This is a genomic window from Pseudomonas sp. GM80, from assembly GCF_000282515.1.
Lineage (GTDB): Bacteria > Pseudomonadota > Gammaproteobacteria > Pseudomonadales > Pseudomonadaceae > Aquipseudomonas.
The window spans coordinates 21085-38298 of sequence record NZ_AKJD01000063.1 but is presented as its reverse complement, the minus strand read 5'-3'; the positions used below and the strand labels follow the sequence as shown (position 1 = coordinate 38298).

The window sequence follows — 17214 nt, the reverse complement described above, 5'->3', positions numbered from 1 at the left end:
TCTAATTTAGCGCGCAGAAAGCCGATACAAATCGAATTACAACCGTACCCATGTAGGAGCTGCCGAAGGCTGCGATCTCTTGATTTTGCTATTGAAAGACAAGATCAAAAGATCGCAGCCTTCGGCAGCTCCTACATGGGGTGAGTGTCAGAGGCCCTCGGTGAGCACCCGATCCAGCATGTCGACGAAGAAGTCGACACTGCGGCGCGACGTCACCATCGGCGGTTTGATCTTGAGAATGTTCAGATCATCGCCGGTCGGCTGCATGAAGATCCCCAGCTCGCGCAGGCGATCGCAGAGCACGGCGGTCTCCTCGGTCGCCGCCTCCAATGTCTCGCGATTACGGATCAGCTCAAGCCCCAGATAAAACCCGGAACCATGCACCGCGCCCACCAGCGGATGTTTATCGATCAGCGCTTCGAGCCGCGCCTTGAAGTGGCCACCGACCACCTGCGCGTTCTCCCAGAGTTTTTCTTCTTCCATGACATCGAGCACCGCCATGCCGATCTGGCAACTGACCGGACTGCCACCCGCCGACGAGAAGAAATAACCCTCGGCCTCCAGCGCCTCGGCGATCTCCCGGCGGGTAATCACCGCACCGAGTGGCTGGCCGTTGCCCATGCCTTTGGCCATGGTGATGATGTCCGGCACCACGCCCTGATCTTCAAAGCCCCAGAAGAAGTGGCCCATACGCCCATAACCGACCTGTACTTCGTCGGCGATGCACACCCCGCCCTGCGCGCGCACCAAGGCGTACACCTGTTGCAGATAACCCGGCGGCAGCGAGATGCCACCGGCATTGCCGTACACCGGCTCGCAGATAAACCCGGCCAATTGGCGTTTTTGCTCAGCGAGCTGTTGCAACTGATGCTCAACGCTGCGCACGTAATCCGGCGCCGAATCGAGGCCACGGAATTCACCGCGATAGGTGTTCGGCGCCGTCACGGGGTGTACCCAGTCCGGGCGGCTTTCCAGGGCTTTCGGGTTGTCGGCAATCGACGTCGAGATCGCATCGGCACCGACCGTCCAGCCGTGATAGGCCTCAAGCACGCTGAGCATGTCGCGACCGCCGCTGTACGCCCACGCCAGACGAATCGCCAGGTCATTGGCCTCGCTGCCGCTGTTTACCAGAAACACCCGGTCCATGCCTTCCGGCGCCAGTTTCAGCAGGCGTTCGGAAAACTCGGCGACCGCCGCATAGTTGAACCGCGAGTTGGTGTTGAGCAACGACCACTGCCGTGCCGCGACCGCCGCCATGCGCGGGTGGCCGTGACCGAGCACCGCGACGTTGTTGAGCATGTCCAGATAGGAGCGGCCCTGCATGTCGATCAGGTGATTGCGCCAGCCGCGTTCGATGCGCGGCGGATCGACGTAATAGTGTTTTTGCGTGCGGGCAAAACTGGCCTCGCGCCGTTGCAGCAGGGTTTTACCATCCAGCTCCGGCTCGGCATCACAGGCCAGCCCCAGCAACGCAGCAGGCGATGGACACAGTGCCTGCCATGCCGGCGCATGGGATGGCGTGCAAAACAGCGGCGCATTGAGTTGCGCGCCTCGGCACAACTGCACACGCAAAGGCCCACTGACCGCGCCCAGCACTTGGCCTTTGACCAGCGCCGCGCCACTGTGCAGCGAAGGTGTCACGCCCCACAGGCGAACGCTGAGCTGCGGGCCGTCGAGTTGCAGCGCGCCATCAGGCGCCTGATGCACCACGCCCGCGAACGGCGACTCCACAGCAGTGCCATTCGGCACACGCAATTCAACGTGCAGCGGGAATGTGTCCGGTTCATCGGCGCTGTCGGGCCGCGTGCGCGACAAACGGTACTGACCATAACGGCTCGCCGCCAAACCATGGGCGGCCGCCGCCTCGTTCAACAGCCGCTGATCGATGCCCTCCTGCTCCCAATTACCGGCCTCGAAATGGGGGCTCAGAACACCAAGATCAATCAGCGCAAATTCACGCCCGACCAGACCCGGCAACAATGGCGCAAAACCTTCGCTGTCGATCGCCGGCAAGGCGTGGCCGACAGCGGTAAGAATCGCCGCTTCCATCAGCGCCAGTGGCACCGATGTGGCCACGCGGAAAATTTCCCACTCATGGCTGAGGTTGTCGCGGCTGTAGGTATTCGAGGGATCGATGCTGACCTGCTGCTCGCCACTGAGCACCAGCACCGCCGCACGCGCGACGACCAATGGCCAAAGCGCCTGCAATTCTTCGTGTTGCAGCGGGTTGACCGCGTGATACGCCTGCACGGCCGGCAGGATGACAAATGGATCGCCGCCCGCGTGATGCAGCAACGCGGCGCAGGTCACCGACAAATCGGTGATGCGCCAGGTGCGCACCAGATCGCCGAAATCGATCACCCCCTGCAACTGCCAGTGCCGCCCGGCATCGCGCGCCCACACCGCATTGTCATCGGTGATGTCCATGTGGATCGCCTGCACCGGCAACGTGTCGAGCAACGGCTGCAAACGTCGCTCGGCCTGTTCGGCCGCCGCGGCGATCAATGCCCGCTGACGTTCATCCTTGATGACCGGCAGCAAATGACTGATCAGCGCACTGGCGTGGCGCGCATCCCATTGCAGCGTGCGCTCCAGCCCCGGATGGTCGAAGCCGGCCAGCGCCAGGTCCATCTCACCGCAGAGTCGACCAAACCCGGCCACCACCGCCTGGCCCAGATGATCGAGATGGGTCAACGACTGGCCCTCGATGTAATCGAGCAGGCGCACATGCACCGCTTCACCGCCGACGTGCAACGACAGCAGATCGGCGCCGCTATTGGCCGCGATCACCCGTGGCACCTTCACCGCCGAATGCTCGGCCAGAAACTTCAGGCCCGCATGCTGGGCCTGCAACTCGACAAGCGCGTAATCACCACGGCAGATTTTCAGCACGAACCGGCCACGAGGGCTGTCGACGCGATAATTCAGATCCTGCTGACTGCCGAGCGCCTGCAACGTGCCGCTGAGCCCGTAATGTTCTGCCAGCCATTGCTGGGCCTGCTCTGCAGAAACCTGCGGACTGGGCAAACTGGCGCGATGAATCAACGTGGCGAGCGGCATGAAACGACCCCTGAAATTTTATTAGGCGCTTATATCGCCATTGCTGCTGACGAGACGCAACCCCTAACGGTTGTTACAGCACAGACGGATATTTGTATCTGAACACTCGCGCCCTCCGGCACTTTGCGCAAGAATGTCGGCCATTCACACCTGCCTATGGAAATCCTCATGAATGTAATCACCACCGATCTACCCGGTGTTCTGATCATCGAACCCAAGGTTTTTGGTGACGAGCGCGGTTTCTTCTACGAGAGTTTCAACGCCAAGGCGTTCCAGGACGCCACGGGTCTGGACACGCAGTTCGTCCAGGACAACCACTCGCGCTCGCAAAAAGGCGTATTGCGTGGCCTGCATTACCAGTTGCAAAACACTCAGGGCAAACTGGTCCGCGTCACCGTCGGTGAAGTGCTCGATGTGGCCGTGGACATTCGTCGCAGTTCGCCGCATTTCGGCAAGTCTGTGGCCGTGCGCCTGTCGGCTGAAAACCATCGCCAACTGTGGGTACCGGAAGGTTTCGCCCATGGTTTCGTGGTGCTGAGCGAGTTCGCCGAATTCCTCTACAAGACCACCAATTACTATGACCCAGCGTCCGAGCGCAGCATTCGCTGGGATGACCCTGCGCTGGGCATCGATTGGCAGCTGGACGAAGCGCCGAAGCTGTCGGCCAAGGATCAGGCTGCCGCGTTGTTCAAGGACGCTGACGTCTTCGCCTGAGCCTAGGCATAATGCGCCTGTCACCCCAGGCGCATCCGGCTCATGAAACCAACCCTTCCCCGCAGACCTCGCTGGCGCAGCCTCGCCCTGCTGGCGCTGTGTCTGGCGCCGCTGCTGTGGCCGCTGGAACACCTCGCCGAACGGTATTACCGCAGTGAGCTGGCCGGCCAGAACCGCCAGACCCTCGACCTGTACGTCGCCAACCTGCTGGGCACCCTGCATCGCTATGAAGTGTTGCCGCAAATCCTCGGCGACCTGCCTGCCCTGCGCGCCGTGCTCGGGGCGCCGGACGATGGCGTCACGCAGGGCAATGCCAACCGTCTGCTGAAAAACATCTCGGCACAGACCGGCGCCGAAGTCATGTACCTGATGGACACCAGCGGCCAGACGCTGGCGGCGTCGAATTGGGACAAACATGACAGCTTTGTCGGGCGCAATTTCTCCTTCCGGCCGTATTTCAGCGAAGCCATGGCCGGGCGCCTGGGGCGCTTCTTCGGTCTCGGTACAACCTCTGCCAAGCGCGGTTATTTCTTTGCCGCCGCCGTGCGCAATGGCGAAAAAATCGTCGGCGTGCTGGTGATCAAGGTCGACCTCGACCACACCGAAAGCCTCTGGGGCAAAACCCCGGAACAATTGCTGGTCACGGATCACAACGGCGTGGTCATCCTCACGTCACGCCCGGAATGGCGCTTCCGCTCGACCCGCATCCTGAGCGAGGCCGAACGCTCCGCAATCACTGCGATCCAGCCCTACCCGACCCGCGAACCACGGCCGCTGAACCTCAGCCCCAGCGCATGGCTGACCCAGACCCACGACATTGCCGAAACCGGCTGGAGCGTGAGCATCCTCGCCCCGCGTACGCTGATCGACCGCCCGGTGCGCACGGTTGTGGCCATCGGCGGCGCCACGCTGCTGGTGGTGATGTTGCTGCTCGGTTTGATGATGCAGCGCCGTCGCCACTACCTGGAACGCATCGCGTTCGAAGCCAAGGCGCGCCGTGAGCTGGAAGGCCGCGTCGCCGAGCGCACCAGCGATCTCGAAGGCCTCAACCGGCGCTTGAAACAGGAAGTGCTCGAGCGCGAAACGGCGCAGCAGGAGTTGGTCCGCGCCCAGGATGATTTGGTGCAGGCGGGCAAACTGTCGGCACTGGGGACGATGTCGGCGAGCATCAGCCACGAACTCAATCAGCCGCTGGCAGCGATCCGCAGCTACGCGGAGAATGCCGAGGTGCTGCTCGATCATCAGCGCACCGACGACGCACGCGGTAACCTCAAGTTGATCAGCGAACTGACCGGGCGCATGGCCTCGATCATCGCCCACTTGCGCGCCTTCGCCCGCCGCGATCGCCACGCCCCGGAAAGCGTCGCCCTGCAACCGGCGCTGGACGATGCGCTGGCACTGTTGGCCAAACGACGCCGCAGCATGGAAGTCGAACTGATCCGCGATCTGCCGGCCGCCACCCTGTGGGTCGAGGCCGGGGAAACCCGACTGCGCCAGGTCCTCGGCAACCTGCTCGCCAACGCCCTCGACGCCCTCACCGAAAAAGGCCCGCCGCGCAAATTGTGGTTGAGTGCCGAATCCACCGCCGAGGGCGTCAATCTGTACATTCGCGACAACGGCCCGGGGTTCTGCATGGAAGCCCTCGGCCGCGCCAGCGAGCCTTTCTACACCACCAAGACGCGCACGCAGGGCCTCGGTTTGGGCCTGGCCATCTGTGAAACGCTGATGCGCGCCTTCGGCGGTGAATTGTCGTTCGCCAACCACAAGCAAGGCGGCGCCTTGATTACCCTGCGGCTGCGCGCCGGTGCGCCCGGGGTCAGCCTGCAACCGTCCGAGGATCGAAGTGCATGACCATCGACAATCGCATTCAGGTGGTGTTGATCGACGACGATCCGCACCTGCGTCAGGCCCTAGGGCAAACCCTGGATCTGGCTGGCCTGAAAATTCTGCCGCTGTCCGAAGCCAAAGGTCTGGCCGGGCAACTGGAGCGTGACTGGCCGGGCGTGGTGGTCAGCGATATCCGCATGCCGGGCATGGACGGCCTGGAACTGCTCAGCCAATTGCACGCCCAGGATCCGGAGTTGCCGGTGTTGCTGATCACCGGCCACGGCGACGTGCCGCTGGCGGTGCAAGCGATGCGCGCCGGTGCTTATGACTTCCTCGAAAAGCCCTTTGCCAGCGACGCGCTGCTCGACAGCGTGCGCCGCGCGCTGGCCCTGCGCCGGCTGGTGCTGGACAACCGCAGCCTGCGTCTGGCCTTGAGCGATCGTAATGAGTTGAGCGCGCGGCTGGTCGGTCATTCAACGCCGATGCTGCGCCTGCGCGAGCAGATCGGCGCGCTGGCCGCGACCAAGGCTGACGTGCTGATCCTCGGTGAAACCGGTGCCGGCAAAGAAGTCGTCGCCCGTGCACTGCACGATTTATCCAGCCGCCGTAACGGCCCGTTCGTGGCGATCAACGCCGGTGCGCTGGCCGAATCCGTGGTGGAAAGCGAGTTGTTCGGCCACGAGCCCGGCGCATTCACTGGCGCGCAAAAACGCCGGATCGGCAAGTTCGAATTCGCCAATGGCGGCACGCTGTTCCTCGATGAAATCGAGAGCATGAGCATGGACGTGCAGGTAAAACTGCTGCGCATGTTGCAGGAGCGCGTCGTCGAACGGCTGGGCGGCAATCAACTGATCCCGCTGGACATCCGCGTCATCGCCGCGACCAAGGAAGACCTGCGCCAGGCTGCCGACCAGGGGCGCTTCCGCGCCGACTTGTATTACCGCCTCAACGTCGCGCCGCTGCGCATTCCGCCGCTGCGCGAACGCGGCGAAGACGCGCTGGTGTTGTTTCAGCATTACGCCGACGAAGCCAGCGCTCGCCACGGCCTGCCGCCCCACGAGCTGCAACCGGCACAACGCGCTCTGCTGTTGCGTCACACCTGGCCTGGCAACGTGCGTGAACTGCAAAACGCTGCTGAGCGTTTCGCCCTCGGCCTGGAACTGGCGCTGGACAACAGTGACGCCAATGGCCATGGCGCCAGCACCGTGCAGGTCATCAATGGGGGCCTCAGCGAGCAAGTGGAAAACTTCGAAAAGTCGTTGATCGCGGCCGAACTGGCGCGCTCCCACAGCTCGGTGCGCAGCCTCGCCGAGGCGCTGGGGATTCCGCGCAAGACCCTGCACGACAAACTGCGCAAGCACGGTCTGAACTTCGGCGACAGCAGCCATGGGGAGGAGAACGAATGAGCACCAGCAGCGACGCTCTGGAAGCCATTCTGCACCATGACATCCCGCTGACCCGGGACATGGGCCTCAAGGTGCTCGACTGGCGTGATCAGCAGTTGAGCCTGCATTTGCCGCTGGACCGCAACGTCAATCACAAGAGCACCATGTTTGGCGGCAGCCTCTACTGCGGCGCGGTGCTGGCCGGCTGGGGCTGGCTGCATTTGCGCTTGAAGGAAGCGGGGATCGAGGACGGGCACATCGTGATTCAGGAGGGGCAGATCAGTTATCCGTTGCCGGTGACGGGCGATGCCACGGCGATTTGCCCGGCGCCCGATGCGGTGGTGTGGAAACGGTTTTTGGCAATGTATCAGCGGTATGGGCGGGCGCGGTTGGTGCTACAGACGCGGATCGTCAATGCCGGGAGTGATATCGATGCGGTGACGTTTACGGGGCAGTACGTGTTGCACCGTTAGAGCAAAAGATCGCAGCCTGCGGCAGCTCCTACAGGAACGTGCCGAAGGCTGCGATCTTTGATCTTAACCGCGCGCCAGTTCCAGCAACTTCGCACGCCACGCAGCCTTCGCCGGCAACGCCAGGAACGACGTATTCAGCAGCGATTCCCGCGGCGGATAGCAGAACGCTGCACCGCTCAGATCCAGCACCTCACCGCCCGCGCCTTCGAGCACACCCTGCGCCGCCGCCGTGTCCCACTGTGAAGTCGGCGCCAGTCGCGGATAGCAATCGGCCGCCCCTTCCGCCAACAGGCAAAACTTCAGCGAGCTACCAATGCTCGTCAACTGCAATTCACCCAGGCTGGCGCTCAGGCCGGCGAGCAAACGCTCCTGCTCAGGGCTGGAATGCCGGCGGCTGGCGACGACCGTAAACGCCTCACCCGGCCCAGGCACGTCACGCACCTGAATCGAAACCGGCGTGCCGTCCTTGTCGCAACGCCATGCGCCGAGACCCGCACCACCGACATAGAAACGACCGTTGGTGGGCATCGACACCACGCCAAATACCACCTGACCGTTTTCAATCAGCGCGATGTTGACGGTAAATTCTTCACTGCCACTGATGAACTCCTTGGTGCCGTCCAGCGGATCCACCAGCCACCAGCGCTGCCATCCGGCGCGCACGTTCTGCGCGATGTTGGCGTCTTCTTCCGACAGCACCGGAATGCTTGGGTCCAGCGCCGTCAGGCCCGCCACGATCACATGGTGTGCCGCCAGGTCGGCAGCGGTCACCGGCGAGTCATCGGACTTGGCCGTGACTTCGACGCCTGCGCGCCAGAACGGCAGAATCGCGTCGCCTGCCTGCAATGCCAGCGCAACCACCGGCGCCATCAACGGATGGGGAAAGTTCATCGACATCTCACTCATAACTGAAAGAACCCGCGCTGGGTCAGCAGGTCACGGGTCAAATAAAGCGCCGCCAGTGCGCGGCCTTCGGAGAATTGCGGGTTCTGCGCCAGCATCGACAAGTCACGCAGGTTGACCTTGTCGACCCGCATCGGCTCGGGCTCATCCCCTTCCAGGCGCTCTTCATACAAATCGGTGGCCAGCACCACTTGGATCTTCTGGCTCATGTAACCGGGCGACAACGACAGCTCGGTCAGATGTTCCAGTTGTCGCGCGCCAAAACCGGCTTCTTCCTTGAGCTCGCGCTCGGCCGCCGCCAGTACATCTTCGCCCGGCTCGATCAAACCTTTAGGCAATGACAGCTCATACTCGTCAGTCCCACCGCAGTATTCCTCGACCAACACTGCGTGTTCGGCATCGAGCATCGCCACGATCATCACCGCGCCGTAGCCGGCGCCCTTGCCGACCAATCGTTCGTAGGTGCGCTCCACGCCATTGGAAAAACGCAGTTTCAGCTCTTCAACGCAAAACAGACGACTGGTGGCGACGATCTCGCGGGCGAGTACGGTAGGTTTCTGGCGCATGCAAAGCTCCTTGGCGTGAACGCGCTACTATAACGCGGCTTTCCCGATTGTTTGCGTCGGATATCTTTCTACCGCTCGAGACGTTGCCATGCCTTCTTTACCCTGGTCCGACATCGATACCGTCCTGCTGGACATGGACGGCACGCTGCTGGATCTGCACTTCGACAACCATTTCTGGCTGGAACACCTGCCCCAGCGCTACGCCGAACTGCACGGGGTCAGCCGGGCGATGGCCGACATGGAATTACAGCCGCTGTTCCAGCGTCATGCCGGCCAGTTGCAGTGGTACTGCCTGGATTTCTGGAGCACTGAACTGAAGCTGTCAGTGCGCGAGTTGAAGCAGGAGACCGCACACCTGATCGCCTTGCGGCCGGATGCCGACACCTTTCTCGAGGCGATCAAACGGGCCGGCAAGCGGGTGATCATGATCACCAACGCGCACCGCGATTCGTTGTCGCTGAAACTGGAGCGGATAGAACTGGCGCCGTACTTCGAGCGGCTGATCAGCTCGCATGATTACGGTTTCCCCAAGGAGAACCCGCAGTTCTGGGATGCCTTGCAAGCGGACATCGGTTTTGATCCGGCCCGCAGCCTGTTTATCGACGACACCTTGCCGATCTTGCGCAGCGCGCGGGATTTTGGTGTGGCGCATTTGCTGGCAGTCAGACAGCCCGACAGCCGCAAAGGACCGAGGGACACCGCCGAGTTTGCCGCCGTCGAGGATTACCGCGACCTGATCGCCAACCTCTGATCCCGTGTAGGAGCTGCCGCAGGCTGCGATCTGTTGATTTTTAAACCGCAAGATCAAAAGATCGCAGCCTGCGGCAGCTCCTACAGGTTTGCGGGTTATTCAGGGATACGCAGGGTCTGGCCTGGGTAGATTTTGTTGACGTCCTTGAGCAGCGGTTTGTTGGCCTCAAAGATCTTGTTGTATTGATTGGCGTTGCCGTAGACCGCCAGCGAAATTGCGCTGAGCGTATCGCCTTTCTTCACCACGACAAAACGTGCAGCTGCGACCACTGGCCCGGTCACCGTAATCTGATCATCAACGCTGCCCACGCCTTCAATATTGCCCACGGCCAGCAGAATCTTCTCTTTCTCTTCCTGGCTCGCCACCTCACCGGTCACGGTGACCTTGTCGCCGTCGACAGTCGCCTGCACATTCGGATTGCCCAGCCCGACCTTGCTGATGTGCTCCTTCAATTGCTCACTGGCATTGGCGTTGCCTGGGGTCAGCAGATCGATCAGCTTTTCACCGGCTTCTTTCACAAAGCTCAAAAGACTCATAGCGCACACTCCTTGATTTGGGTTCCAGACGTCCAAGCCTAGACCACGCCGGACAAACCCGGTTCCTGGCCGACCAATGACCCTGCCCAGCGCCAGGCGGTAGAATCGCCTACCCCTGCCAGCCCCCCGGAGCGAAGATGGACATCAAGCAGCTGAAATTCCTCATCGCCCTCGACGAAACCCGCCACTTCGGCCAGGCCGCCGCGCGTTGCCACATCACCCAGCCGACCCTGTCGATGCGCCTGCGCAACCTCGAAGAAGAACTCGATCTGCCACTGGTCAACCGTGGCCAGCGCTTCGAAGGTTTCACCGCGCCCGGCGAGCGCGTGCTGGCGTGGGCGCGTTCGGTAATGGCCGCTTACGACGGCTTGCACGCAGAAGCCGCGGCCTGTCGCGGCAACCTCATCGGCACCCTGCGCCTTGGGGTGGTGCCGCTGTCGAGCTTCGATCCGCTGCCATTGCTGCAACGCCTGCACGCCGCGCACCCGAACCTGCGCTTTGAAATGTCGGCATTGAGTTCCGAGCAGATCCTCGAACAGTTGGCCAACAATCGCATCGACATTGGCGTGTCCTATCTGGATCGGCTGGATAACGAACGCTTCGAATCGCACGCGTTCAGCGAAACCCGCATGGGCCTGCTCTACGACCAGCGCACCTTCACGTTCGGCGAGGCGCCGTTGAGTTGGCAAGCGCTGATCGAATTGCCGTTAGGCATGCTCACCAGCGGCATGCATTTTCGTCAGTCCATCGACCACAACTTCCACAGCCGTGGCTTGACCCCACAACCGTTGCTGCAAACCGACGCGGTGCATCAATTGTTACAAGCCGTGCACGGCGGATTCTGCTGCGCAATCATGCCGCTGGACGGCGGTCTGGAAAAACTCACCGACCATCTGCGTCTGCAACCGATCGAAAACGCGCAGACCCTCGCCCCGCTGGGCCTGATCATGCGGCGTGGCGCCCCGCGTTCGGCATTGGCCGAGGCCTGTTTTGCGCTTTATCAACAATCGCCAGGCGGCGCTTGATCGACGGCATCTATCGATAGATCGACAGTAGCAATTAGACGCGACAACTTGCCGCGCCTAGTCTTAACGTTGATCAATCCGTCGGTGATGCCATGAACGCCAAGCGCCCAGCCTGCGCGGCGCCTGCACTTGAAACGCCCGCGCCCGCCGCCAGCCAGACCTACAGCTACAGCGATTTGCCCCGTGAGGAATCGGCCAGCACCGCGCTGGCCGAGGAAGTCGCGTTGGCGATCGCCTACAACGGCATCAGCCAGGCCGTGATGCTGGTAACGCCGACCGACCTTGAAGATTTCATCGTCGGCTTCAGCCTCGGCAGCGGCATCATCGAGGACGCGACCGACATTTATGACCTGCAATTGACCGGCGCCGGCTCCGCGCAATACGCGCAAGTGACCATCGCCAACCGTGCCTTCTGGAACCTCAAGCAACAGCGTCGGCAAATGGCCGGCACCAGCGGTTGCGGTTTGTGTGGCGTCGAAGCCGTGGAACAGGCATTGCCTGAGCTGAAAGTCCTGCCCGGTGCACCGTTGCCACCGATCACCTGGCTCGACGGCCTGCGCCAGCGCATCAGCGCGTTTCAACCTTTAGGCCAGTACTGCGGCGCGGTACACGCCGCCGTATTCATGAATGCCAGCGGCGAGTTGCTGCTCGGTCGCGAAGACATTGGCCGGCACAACGCCCTCGACAAACTGATCGGCGGCCTGATCCGGCAAAAGATATCCACAAACGGCGGCCTGGCGATTGTCACCAGTCGTTGCAGCCTCGAATTGATCCAGAAAGTCTTGCGCGCCGGCATCCAGACCCTGGTCAGCCTGTCCGCGCCCACGGGCCTTGCCGTGCAATGGGCCCGTCGACACAACCTCAATCTCATCCACCTGCCGCAGAAAAGTGCGCCGCGGGTGTATAGCCCCGCGATGGAGAATCAAGCGTGAGCCAACATCATCAAGCCGACCAGAAACCTGTCCCGCGCTACAAGCCATACAAAGGCGCCGCCGGTGGTTGGGGTGCCCTGATCAGTGTGGCCCAGGCCTGGTTGACCAGCGACAACGCCCTGAAAAACCTGCGCATGATGCTCAAGACCAACCAGAATGGCGGCTTCGACTGCCCGGGTTGCGCGTGGGGCGACTCGCCGGAAAGCGGCATGGTCAAGTTCTGCGAGAACGGCGCGAAAGCGGTGAACTGGGAAGCGACCAAGCGCCGTGTGGACGCCAAGTTCTTCGCCAAACACAGCGTGACCTCGCTGCTTGAGCAGAGCGACTACTGGCTGGAGTATCAGGGTCGTCTGACCGAGCCGATGGTTTACGATGCCGAAAGCGATCGCTACAAGCCGATCAGCTGGGACGATGCCTACGCATTGATCGCCCGGCACCTGCAAAGCCTGCCGAGCCCGGACCTGGCCGAGTTCTACACCTCGGGTCGCGCGAGCAACGAGGCGGCGTATCTGTATCAGCTGTTCGTGCGCGCCTACGGCACCAACAACTTCCCGGATTGCTCGAACATGTGTCACGAGGCCAGCGGTGTCGCGTTGGCGCAAAGCGTCGGTGTCGGCAAAGGCACCGTGACCTTCGACGATTTCAAGCACGCCGATGCAATTTTTGTCTGGGGCCAGAACCCCGGCACCAACCACCCGCGCATGCTCGAACCCCTGCGTGAAGCGGTGAAACGCGGCGCTCAGGTGGTGTGCATCAACCCGTTGAAGGAACGCGGTCTGGAACGTTTCCAGCACCCGCAACACCCGATCGAAATGCTCACCAACGGCGACAAGCCGACCAACACCGCGTATTTCCGTCCGGCACTCGGCGGTGACATGGCGGTGCTGCGCGGCATGGCCAAGTTTCTCCTGCAATGGGAACGCGACGCACAAAAGGCTGGCGAACCTGCCGTGTTCGATCACGACTTCCTCAATGAACACAGCGCCAACGTGCTGGAATATCTCGGTGTCGTCGACGACACATCGTGGGAGCAGATCGTCGAGCAATCCGGCCTGACGCTGGTCGAGATCGAGCAAGCCGCGCGCATGTACGCCAAAGGCAAAAACGTGATCATGTGCTGGGCGATGGGCATCACCCAGCATCGCCATTCGGTGCCGACCATCCAGGAAATATCCAACCTGATGCTGCTGCGCGGCAACATCGGCAGACCGGGTGCCGGTCTGTGCCCGGTGCGCGGTCACAGTAACGTACAGGGCGACCGGACGATGGGCATCAACGAGCGTCCGCCGGTGGCGTTCCTCGACTCGCTGGAGCGTCGCTTCCAGTTCAAGGTCCCGCGTCATAACGGCCATAACGTGGTCGAGGCGATCCATGCGATGGCCGAAGGCCGCGCCAAAGTCTTCATCGGTCTGGGAGGCAACTTCGCGCAAGCGACGCCGGACAGCCCGCGTACATTCGCAGCGCTGAGCAATTGCGACCTGACTGTGCAGATCAGCACCAAACTCAACCGCAGCCACCTGGCGCACGGTAAAGACGCGCTGATCCTGCCGTGCCTCGGTCGTACCGACATCGACATCCAGACCGAAGGCCCGCAAGCCGTCACCGTGGAAGATTCATTCAGCATGGTTCACGCCTCTAACGGTCAGTTGCAGCCGCTGTCGAATCAGATGCGCTCGGAGCCGTCGATCATCGCCGGCATCGCTGCCGCCACTTTGGGCAGCAAGCCGGTGGACTGGAATTGGCTGGTAGCCGATTACGGACGCATTCGCGAACTGATCGCCGACACCATTCCGAATTTCAAAGAGTTCAACGAGAAGATCAAAAACCCGGGCGGTTTCTACCTCGGCAACAGCGCCGGCGCGCGCAAGTGGAACACGCCGTCGGGCCGCGCCAATTTCCGTGCGAACATGCTGCCCAAGGATCTGGTGCACGAACGCACACGCGCCACCGGGCAACTGCCGGATTTGATCCTGCAATCGATGCGCTCCCACGATCAGTACAACACGACGATTTATGGCCTCGACGATCGTTATCGCGGGGTGAAGGGTCAGCGTGATGTGTTGTTCGCCAACGAGGCGGACATCATTCGTCTGGGCTTCCGGCCGGGGCAGAAGGCTGACATCGTGTCGCTGTGGGACGATGGTCGCGAGCGTCGGGTGAAGGGCTTCACCTTGTTGGCGTTTGATATTCCGGCGGGGCAAGCAGCGGCTTATTACCCGGAAGTGAACCCGCTGGTGCCGCTGGAGAGCACCGGGGATGGCAGCCATACGCCGACGTCGAAGTTCATTGCGATTCGGTTGGAAGCGGCGAGCGAGACTGGGTTGATCATGGCCAAGTCGGCTTAACACAAGATCAAAAGATCGCAGCCTTCGGCAGCTCCTACAGGGATCAGTGTAGGAGCTGCCGAAGGCTGCGATCTCTTAGTTTTTGCATTTCAATCGCCCACAAAAAAGGCCGCTTTTTCACAAAAGCGGCCTGTCCGAAGTAGTTAAAGACCGGCGAAAATCGGTTAAGTTCCGCATACAAAACAGTAACTTGCGAAATTGTATACAAGTCGTGTTATTCGTCGGATTTCGATTGTCACGCTTGTTACACAGCCTCAGGATCGGCGCCGTCATCCCTTTGAGGCTCCTCTATGAAGTTCTCCCAAATTCTCTTGTTGTCCCTTGGCCTGGTCAGTGGTTTTGCGTCGGCAGGCGGCACCACCGAAGCAGGTGTCGGCGGCGCATTGGGCGGGGTTCTTGGCTCGGTCGTCGGTCAGTCTTTAGGCGGCAATACAGGTTCCACTATCGGCGCAGCCTTGGGCGGCGCGGGTGGTAGCGCAGTCGGTGCCGACAAACGCAGCCGTGGCGAAGCCGCCATCGGTGGTGCATTGGGCGCGGCCGGCGGTAACGTGGTTGGCCGCAGCATGGGCGGCACCACCGGCAGCCTGATCGGCTCCGCAGCAGGTGGCGGCGCCGGTGGCGCGCTGGGCAACTACATGGGCAACAAAAGCGATGACGATGATCGTCGCTACGACCGTCGCCATGATGATCGCCGCTACTATCGTGACGACCACCGTGGTCGTGGTCATGCCTACGGCCATCGCAAGCATCACAAGTATTATCGCCACCGCTGATTGCTGATTGGCGGCACGTAGATCAAAAGATCGCAGCCTGCGGCCGCTCCTACACAGATCAATGTAGGAGCTGCCGCAGGCTGCGATCTTTTTGCTTTACCCCACCACCAGACGCTCCAGCGCCTGCCGCAATTGACCTGGAATCGGCACCGGCTGATTGCTCGCCCGATCCACGAACACATGCACGAATCGCCCGGCCGCACACGCCTCACTTTCGCCGACCTTGAACACCGCCAGTTCGTATTGCACCGAGCTGTTGCCCAACTTGCCGACCCGCAGGCCGACCTCGATCAGATCCGGAAAGGCGATCGACGCAAAGTAATCACACGCCGAACTGACCACAAACCCCACCACTTCACCGTCATGGATATCCAGACCACCGACCTGAATCAGGTAAGTGTTCACCGCCGTGTCGAAAAAACTGTAATAGGTGACGTTGTTGATGTGGCCGTAGGCGTCGTTGTCATGCCAGCGCGTGGTGATCGGCTGGAAGTGTGGATAGTCGCTGCGTTGAGGAATCGGGGTGGACATCGGTAATGATCCATTTAGTTTGGTCAGCAGTTTAAAGCGAACTACGCGATAGGGGGGCTGATGCAGAGTATCTCTCACTGGTCAGCAAAGCCCTTGCCCTGCGCCGCCAACTCACCAATCAACCGTGCAGGTTTCCACTGATCGCCCTGCCGCGTCTCCAGCGCCAGCAAGCGCTGATGAATATCCGCCAGCCCCTGTTGATCCGCCCAGGCCATTGGCCCGCCCTTGTCAGCCGGGAAGCCATAGCCATTCAGATACACCAGATCGATGTCATGGGCCGATTCGGCAATACCTTCCTGCAGGATTTTCGCGCCCTCGTTGACCAACGCCAGCAGGCAACGCTCAAGAACCTCCTCCGGACCGATCTCTCGACGCTGGAAGCCCAAGCTCTCGCTGACCTGCAACACCAACGCATCGACCTCAGGATCGTGCTCGGCCTGACGACTTCCCGGCTCGTAGTGGTAATAACCGTTACCCGACTTCTGGCCAAAGCGGCCCAGTTCGCACAAACGGTTATCGACTTGAACCTCCGGCGCGTCCTGGCCTTTGCCGGCCAACTCGCGGGCACGCCATTCCAGGTCAATACCGACCACGTCGTACATGCGAAACGGGCCCATGGCAAAACCGAAACCCTGCAACGCTGCGTCGACCTGCTGTGGATAAGCGCCTTCTAGCAACATCTTGCGCGCCTCCAACACATACGGGTGCAGCATGCGGTTGCCGATAAAACCGTGACAGTTGCCCGATACCACGCTGACCTTGCCCATACGTTTGCCCAACGCCAGTGCGGCTTCCAGCGCCGCCGGCGAAGTCCGCGCACCACGAACGATTTCCAGCAGTTTCATGATGTGCGCCGGGCTGAAAAAGTGCAGGCCCAGCACCTGCTCCGGGCGCCGGGTTACGGCGGCGATCGCATCAATGTCCAGCGCCGACGTATTGCTCGCCAACAACGCTTCAGGTTTCAGCAAGCCGTCCAGCTCACGAAAGATCTTCTGCTTCAGCTCAAGATTCTCGTAAACCGCTTCAATCACCAGATCGACAGTGCGGATCGCCGCGTAATCCGCCGCTGCAGTGACGCGAGCCATACGCGCATCAGCCTCGGCCTGATCAATACGGCCCTGACGCACGTTGTGTGCATAAGTTTCGGCCACGCTGGCGAGGGCTTGCTCAAGCATCTGTGGATTGTTATCGACCCACTGCACACTGACGCCGGCATTCGCCAGGCACATGACAATGCCCCGGCCCATGGTGCCGGCGCCGATCACGGCCGCTTGCTGAATATCGAAGGATGTCTGGCTCATGTTGTTCTCTTGTTGGCGATCCAAAGACTGGTCTCACCATAGTCAGCGAACGACGCTTTTTGAAGTTTATTACCGTGATGATCGACATTCAG

15 protein-coding genes are annotated in these 17214 nt (G+C 61.4%); 9 read left to right on the top strand and 6 right to left on the bottom strand.

The features are described 5' to 3' along the window. Nucleotides 1–147 precede the first annotated feature (147 nt). Nucleotides 148–3060: an aminotransferase gene (locus PMI37_RS10290; protein ID WP_008080509.1), complete on the bottom strand. Its 2913-nt coding sequence runs from the start codon at nucleotides 3058–3060 to the stop codon at nucleotides 148–150. A 168-nt stretch (nucleotides 3061–3228) separates the two neighbouring features. Here PMI37_RS10290 and rfbC point away from each other — a divergent pair, with 168 nt between their 5' ends. The 4 genes from rfbC to PMI37_RS10270 are packed head-to-tail and all read left to right on the top strand — an operon-like array spanning nucleotide 3229 to nucleotide 7459. Then, the gene (rfbC, locus tag PMI37_RS10285; protein WP_008080508.1) at nucleotides 3229–3774 is read left to right on the top strand and encodes a dTDP-4-dehydrorhamnose 3,5-epimerase; all 546 of its coding nucleotides are present in this window, start codon (nucleotides 3229–3231) and stop codon (nucleotides 3772–3774) included. A gap of 42 nt (nucleotides 3775–3816) precedes the next feature. After that, nucleotides 3817–5625, top strand: a complete 1809-nt coding sequence (locus PMI37_RS10280; RefSeq protein WP_008080507.1) for a sensor histidine kinase — start codon at nucleotides 3817–3819, stop codon at nucleotides 5623–5625. After that, on the top strand, nucleotides 5622–7007 hold the full coding sequence (locus PMI37_RS10275) for a sigma-54-dependent transcriptional regulator (RefSeq protein WP_008080506.1): 1386 nt from the start codon (nucleotides 5622–5624) through the stop codon (nucleotides 7005–7007). The genes PMI37_RS10280 and PMI37_RS10275 overlap by 4 nt, the downstream gene beginning before the upstream one ends. Next, on the top strand, nucleotides 7004–7459 hold the full coding sequence (locus PMI37_RS10270; protein ID WP_008080505.1) for a thioesterase domain-containing protein: 456 nt from the start codon (nucleotides 7004–7006) through the stop codon (nucleotides 7457–7459). The genes PMI37_RS10275 and PMI37_RS10270 overlap by 4 nt, the downstream gene beginning before the upstream one ends. Nucleotides 7460–7522: 63 nt before the next feature. Here PMI37_RS10270 and cysQ read toward each other — a convergent pair whose 3' ends face one another. Together cysQ and nudE are read right to left on the bottom strand one after the other, a co-directional pair. Then, on the bottom strand, nucleotides 7523–8350 hold the full coding sequence (gene cysQ, locus PMI37_RS10265; protein WP_008080504.1) for a 3'(2'),5'-bisphosphate nucleotidase CysQ: 828 nt from the start codon (nucleotides 8348–8350) through the stop codon (nucleotides 7523–7525). A gap of 11 nt (nucleotides 8351–8361) precedes the next feature. Beyond that, nucleotides 8362–8928 carry an ADP compounds hydrolase NudE gene (gene nudE, locus PMI37_RS10260; RefSeq protein WP_008080503.1) on the bottom strand — a complete coding sequence of 189 codons (567 nt, stop codon included), beginning with the start codon at nucleotides 8926–8928 and terminating at the stop codon, nucleotides 8362–8364. Nucleotides 8929–9016: 88 nt separating this feature from the next. On the opposite strand from nudE, the gene yrfG reads away from it, so the two are divergent. After that, complete coding sequence (gene yrfG / locus PMI37_RS10255) at nucleotides 9017–9679, top strand: GMP/IMP nucleotidase (protein WP_008080502.1); 663 nt, start codon at nucleotides 9017–9019, stop codon at nucleotides 9677–9679. Nucleotides 9680–9774: 95 nt separating this feature from the next. On the opposite strand, the gene lysM is transcribed toward yrfG, so the two are convergent. Continuing rightward, the gene (gene lysM / locus PMI37_RS10250; RefSeq protein WP_008080501.1) at nucleotides 9775–10215 is read right to left on the bottom strand and encodes a peptidoglycan-binding protein LysM; all 441 of its coding nucleotides are present in this window, start codon (nucleotides 10213–10215) and stop codon (nucleotides 9775–9777) included. 137 nt (nucleotides 10216–10352) lie between these two features. On the opposite strand from lysM, the gene PMI37_RS10245 reads away from it, so the two are divergent. The 4 genes from PMI37_RS10245 to PMI37_RS10230 all read left to right on the top strand — a co-directional run bounded on the left by PMI37_RS10245 (nucleotide 10353) and on the right by PMI37_RS10230 (nucleotide 15290). Then, a complete protein-coding gene (locus PMI37_RS10245) occupies nucleotides 10353–11240 on the top strand; it encodes a LysR family transcriptional regulator (RefSeq protein WP_008080500.1) in 888 nt (295 codons plus the stop codon). 92 nt (nucleotides 11241–11332) lie between these two features. Beyond that, on the top strand, nucleotides 11333–12172 hold the full coding sequence (gene fdhD, locus PMI37_RS10240; protein ID WP_008080499.1) for a formate dehydrogenase accessory sulfurtransferase FdhD: 840 nt from the start codon (nucleotides 11333–11335) through the stop codon (nucleotides 12170–12172). Beyond that, complete coding sequence (locus PMI37_RS10235; protein WP_008080498.1) at nucleotides 12169–14517, top strand: FdhF/YdeP family oxidoreductase; 2349 nt, start codon at nucleotides 12169–12171, stop codon at nucleotides 14515–14517. The genes fdhD and PMI37_RS10235 overlap by 4 nt, the downstream gene beginning before the upstream one ends. Before the next feature lie 290 nt (nucleotides 14518–14807). Beyond that, the gene (locus PMI37_RS10230; protein ID WP_008080497.1) at nucleotides 14808–15290 is read left to right on the top strand and encodes a glycine zipper domain-containing protein; all 483 of its coding nucleotides are present in this window, start codon (nucleotides 14808–14810) and stop codon (nucleotides 15288–15290) included. A gap of 96 nt (nucleotides 15291–15386) precedes the next feature. On the opposite strand, the gene PMI37_RS10225 is transcribed toward PMI37_RS10230, so the two are convergent. Together PMI37_RS10225 and PMI37_RS10220 are read right to left on the bottom strand one after the other, a co-directional pair. After that, nucleotides 15387–15821: an acyl-CoA thioesterase gene (locus PMI37_RS10225; RefSeq protein WP_008080496.1), complete on the bottom strand. Its 435-nt coding sequence runs from the start codon at nucleotides 15819–15821 to the stop codon at nucleotides 15387–15389. A 74-nt stretch (nucleotides 15822–15895) separates the two neighbouring features. Beyond that, nucleotides 15896–17122, bottom strand: a complete 1227-nt coding sequence (locus tag PMI37_RS10220; protein ID WP_008080495.1) for a 3-hydroxyacyl-CoA dehydrogenase — start codon at nucleotides 17120–17122, stop codon at nucleotides 15896–15898. Nucleotides 17123–17214: the final 92 nt, after the last annotated feature.

What these genes read in the sequence shown, in the direction of transcription:
- PMI37_RS10290 (WP_008080509.1), bottom strand. Translation starts at nt 3,060, where the DNA reads ATGCCGCTCGCCACGTTGATTCATCGCGCCAGTTTGCCCAGTCCGCAG.
- rfbC (WP_008080508.1), top strand. Translation starts at nt 3,229, where the DNA reads ATGAATGTAATCACCACCGATCTACCCGGTGTTCTGATCATCGAACCC.
- PMI37_RS10280 (WP_008080507.1), top strand. Translation starts at nt 3,817, where the DNA reads ATGAAACCAACCCTTCCCCGCAGACCTCGCTGGCGCAGCCTCGCCCTG.
- PMI37_RS10275 (WP_008080506.1), top strand. Translation starts at nt 5,622, where the DNA reads ATGACCATCGACAATCGCATTCAGGTGGTGTTGATCGACGACGATCCG.
- PMI37_RS10270 (WP_008080505.1), top strand. Translation starts at nt 7,004, where the DNA reads ATGAGCACCAGCAGCGACGCTCTGGAAGCCATTCTGCACCATGACATC.
- cysQ (WP_008080504.1), bottom strand. Translation starts at nt 8,350, where the DNA reads ATGAACTTTCCCCATCCGTTGATGGCGCCGGTGGTTGCGCTGGCATTG.
- nudE (WP_008080503.1), bottom strand. Translation starts at nt 8,928, where the DNA reads ATGCGCCAGAAACCTACCGTACTCGCCCGCGAGATCGTCGCCACCAGT.
- yrfG (WP_008080502.1), top strand. Translation starts at nt 9,017, where the DNA reads ATGCCTTCTTTACCCTGGTCCGACATCGATACCGTCCTGCTGGACATG.
- lysM (WP_008080501.1), bottom strand. Translation starts at nt 10,215, where the DNA reads ATGAGTCTTTTGAGCTTTGTGAAAGAAGCCGGTGAAAAGCTGATCGAT.
- PMI37_RS10245 (WP_008080500.1), top strand. Translation starts at nt 10,353, where the DNA reads ATGGACATCAAGCAGCTGAAATTCCTCATCGCCCTCGACGAAACCCGC.
- fdhD (WP_008080499.1), top strand. Translation starts at nt 11,333, where the DNA reads ATGAACGCCAAGCGCCCAGCCTGCGCGGCGCCTGCACTTGAAACGCCC.
- PMI37_RS10230 (WP_008080497.1), top strand. Translation starts at nt 14,808, where the DNA reads ATGAAGTTCTCCCAAATTCTCTTGTTGTCCCTTGGCCTGGTCAGTGGT.
- PMI37_RS10225 (WP_008080496.1), bottom strand. Translation starts at nt 15,821, where the DNA reads ATGTCCACCCCGATTCCTCAACGCAGCGACTATCCACACTTCCAGCCG.
- PMI37_RS10220 (WP_008080495.1), bottom strand. Translation starts at nt 17,122, where the DNA reads ATGAGCCAGACATCCTTCGATATTCAGCAAGCGGCCGTGATCGGCGCC.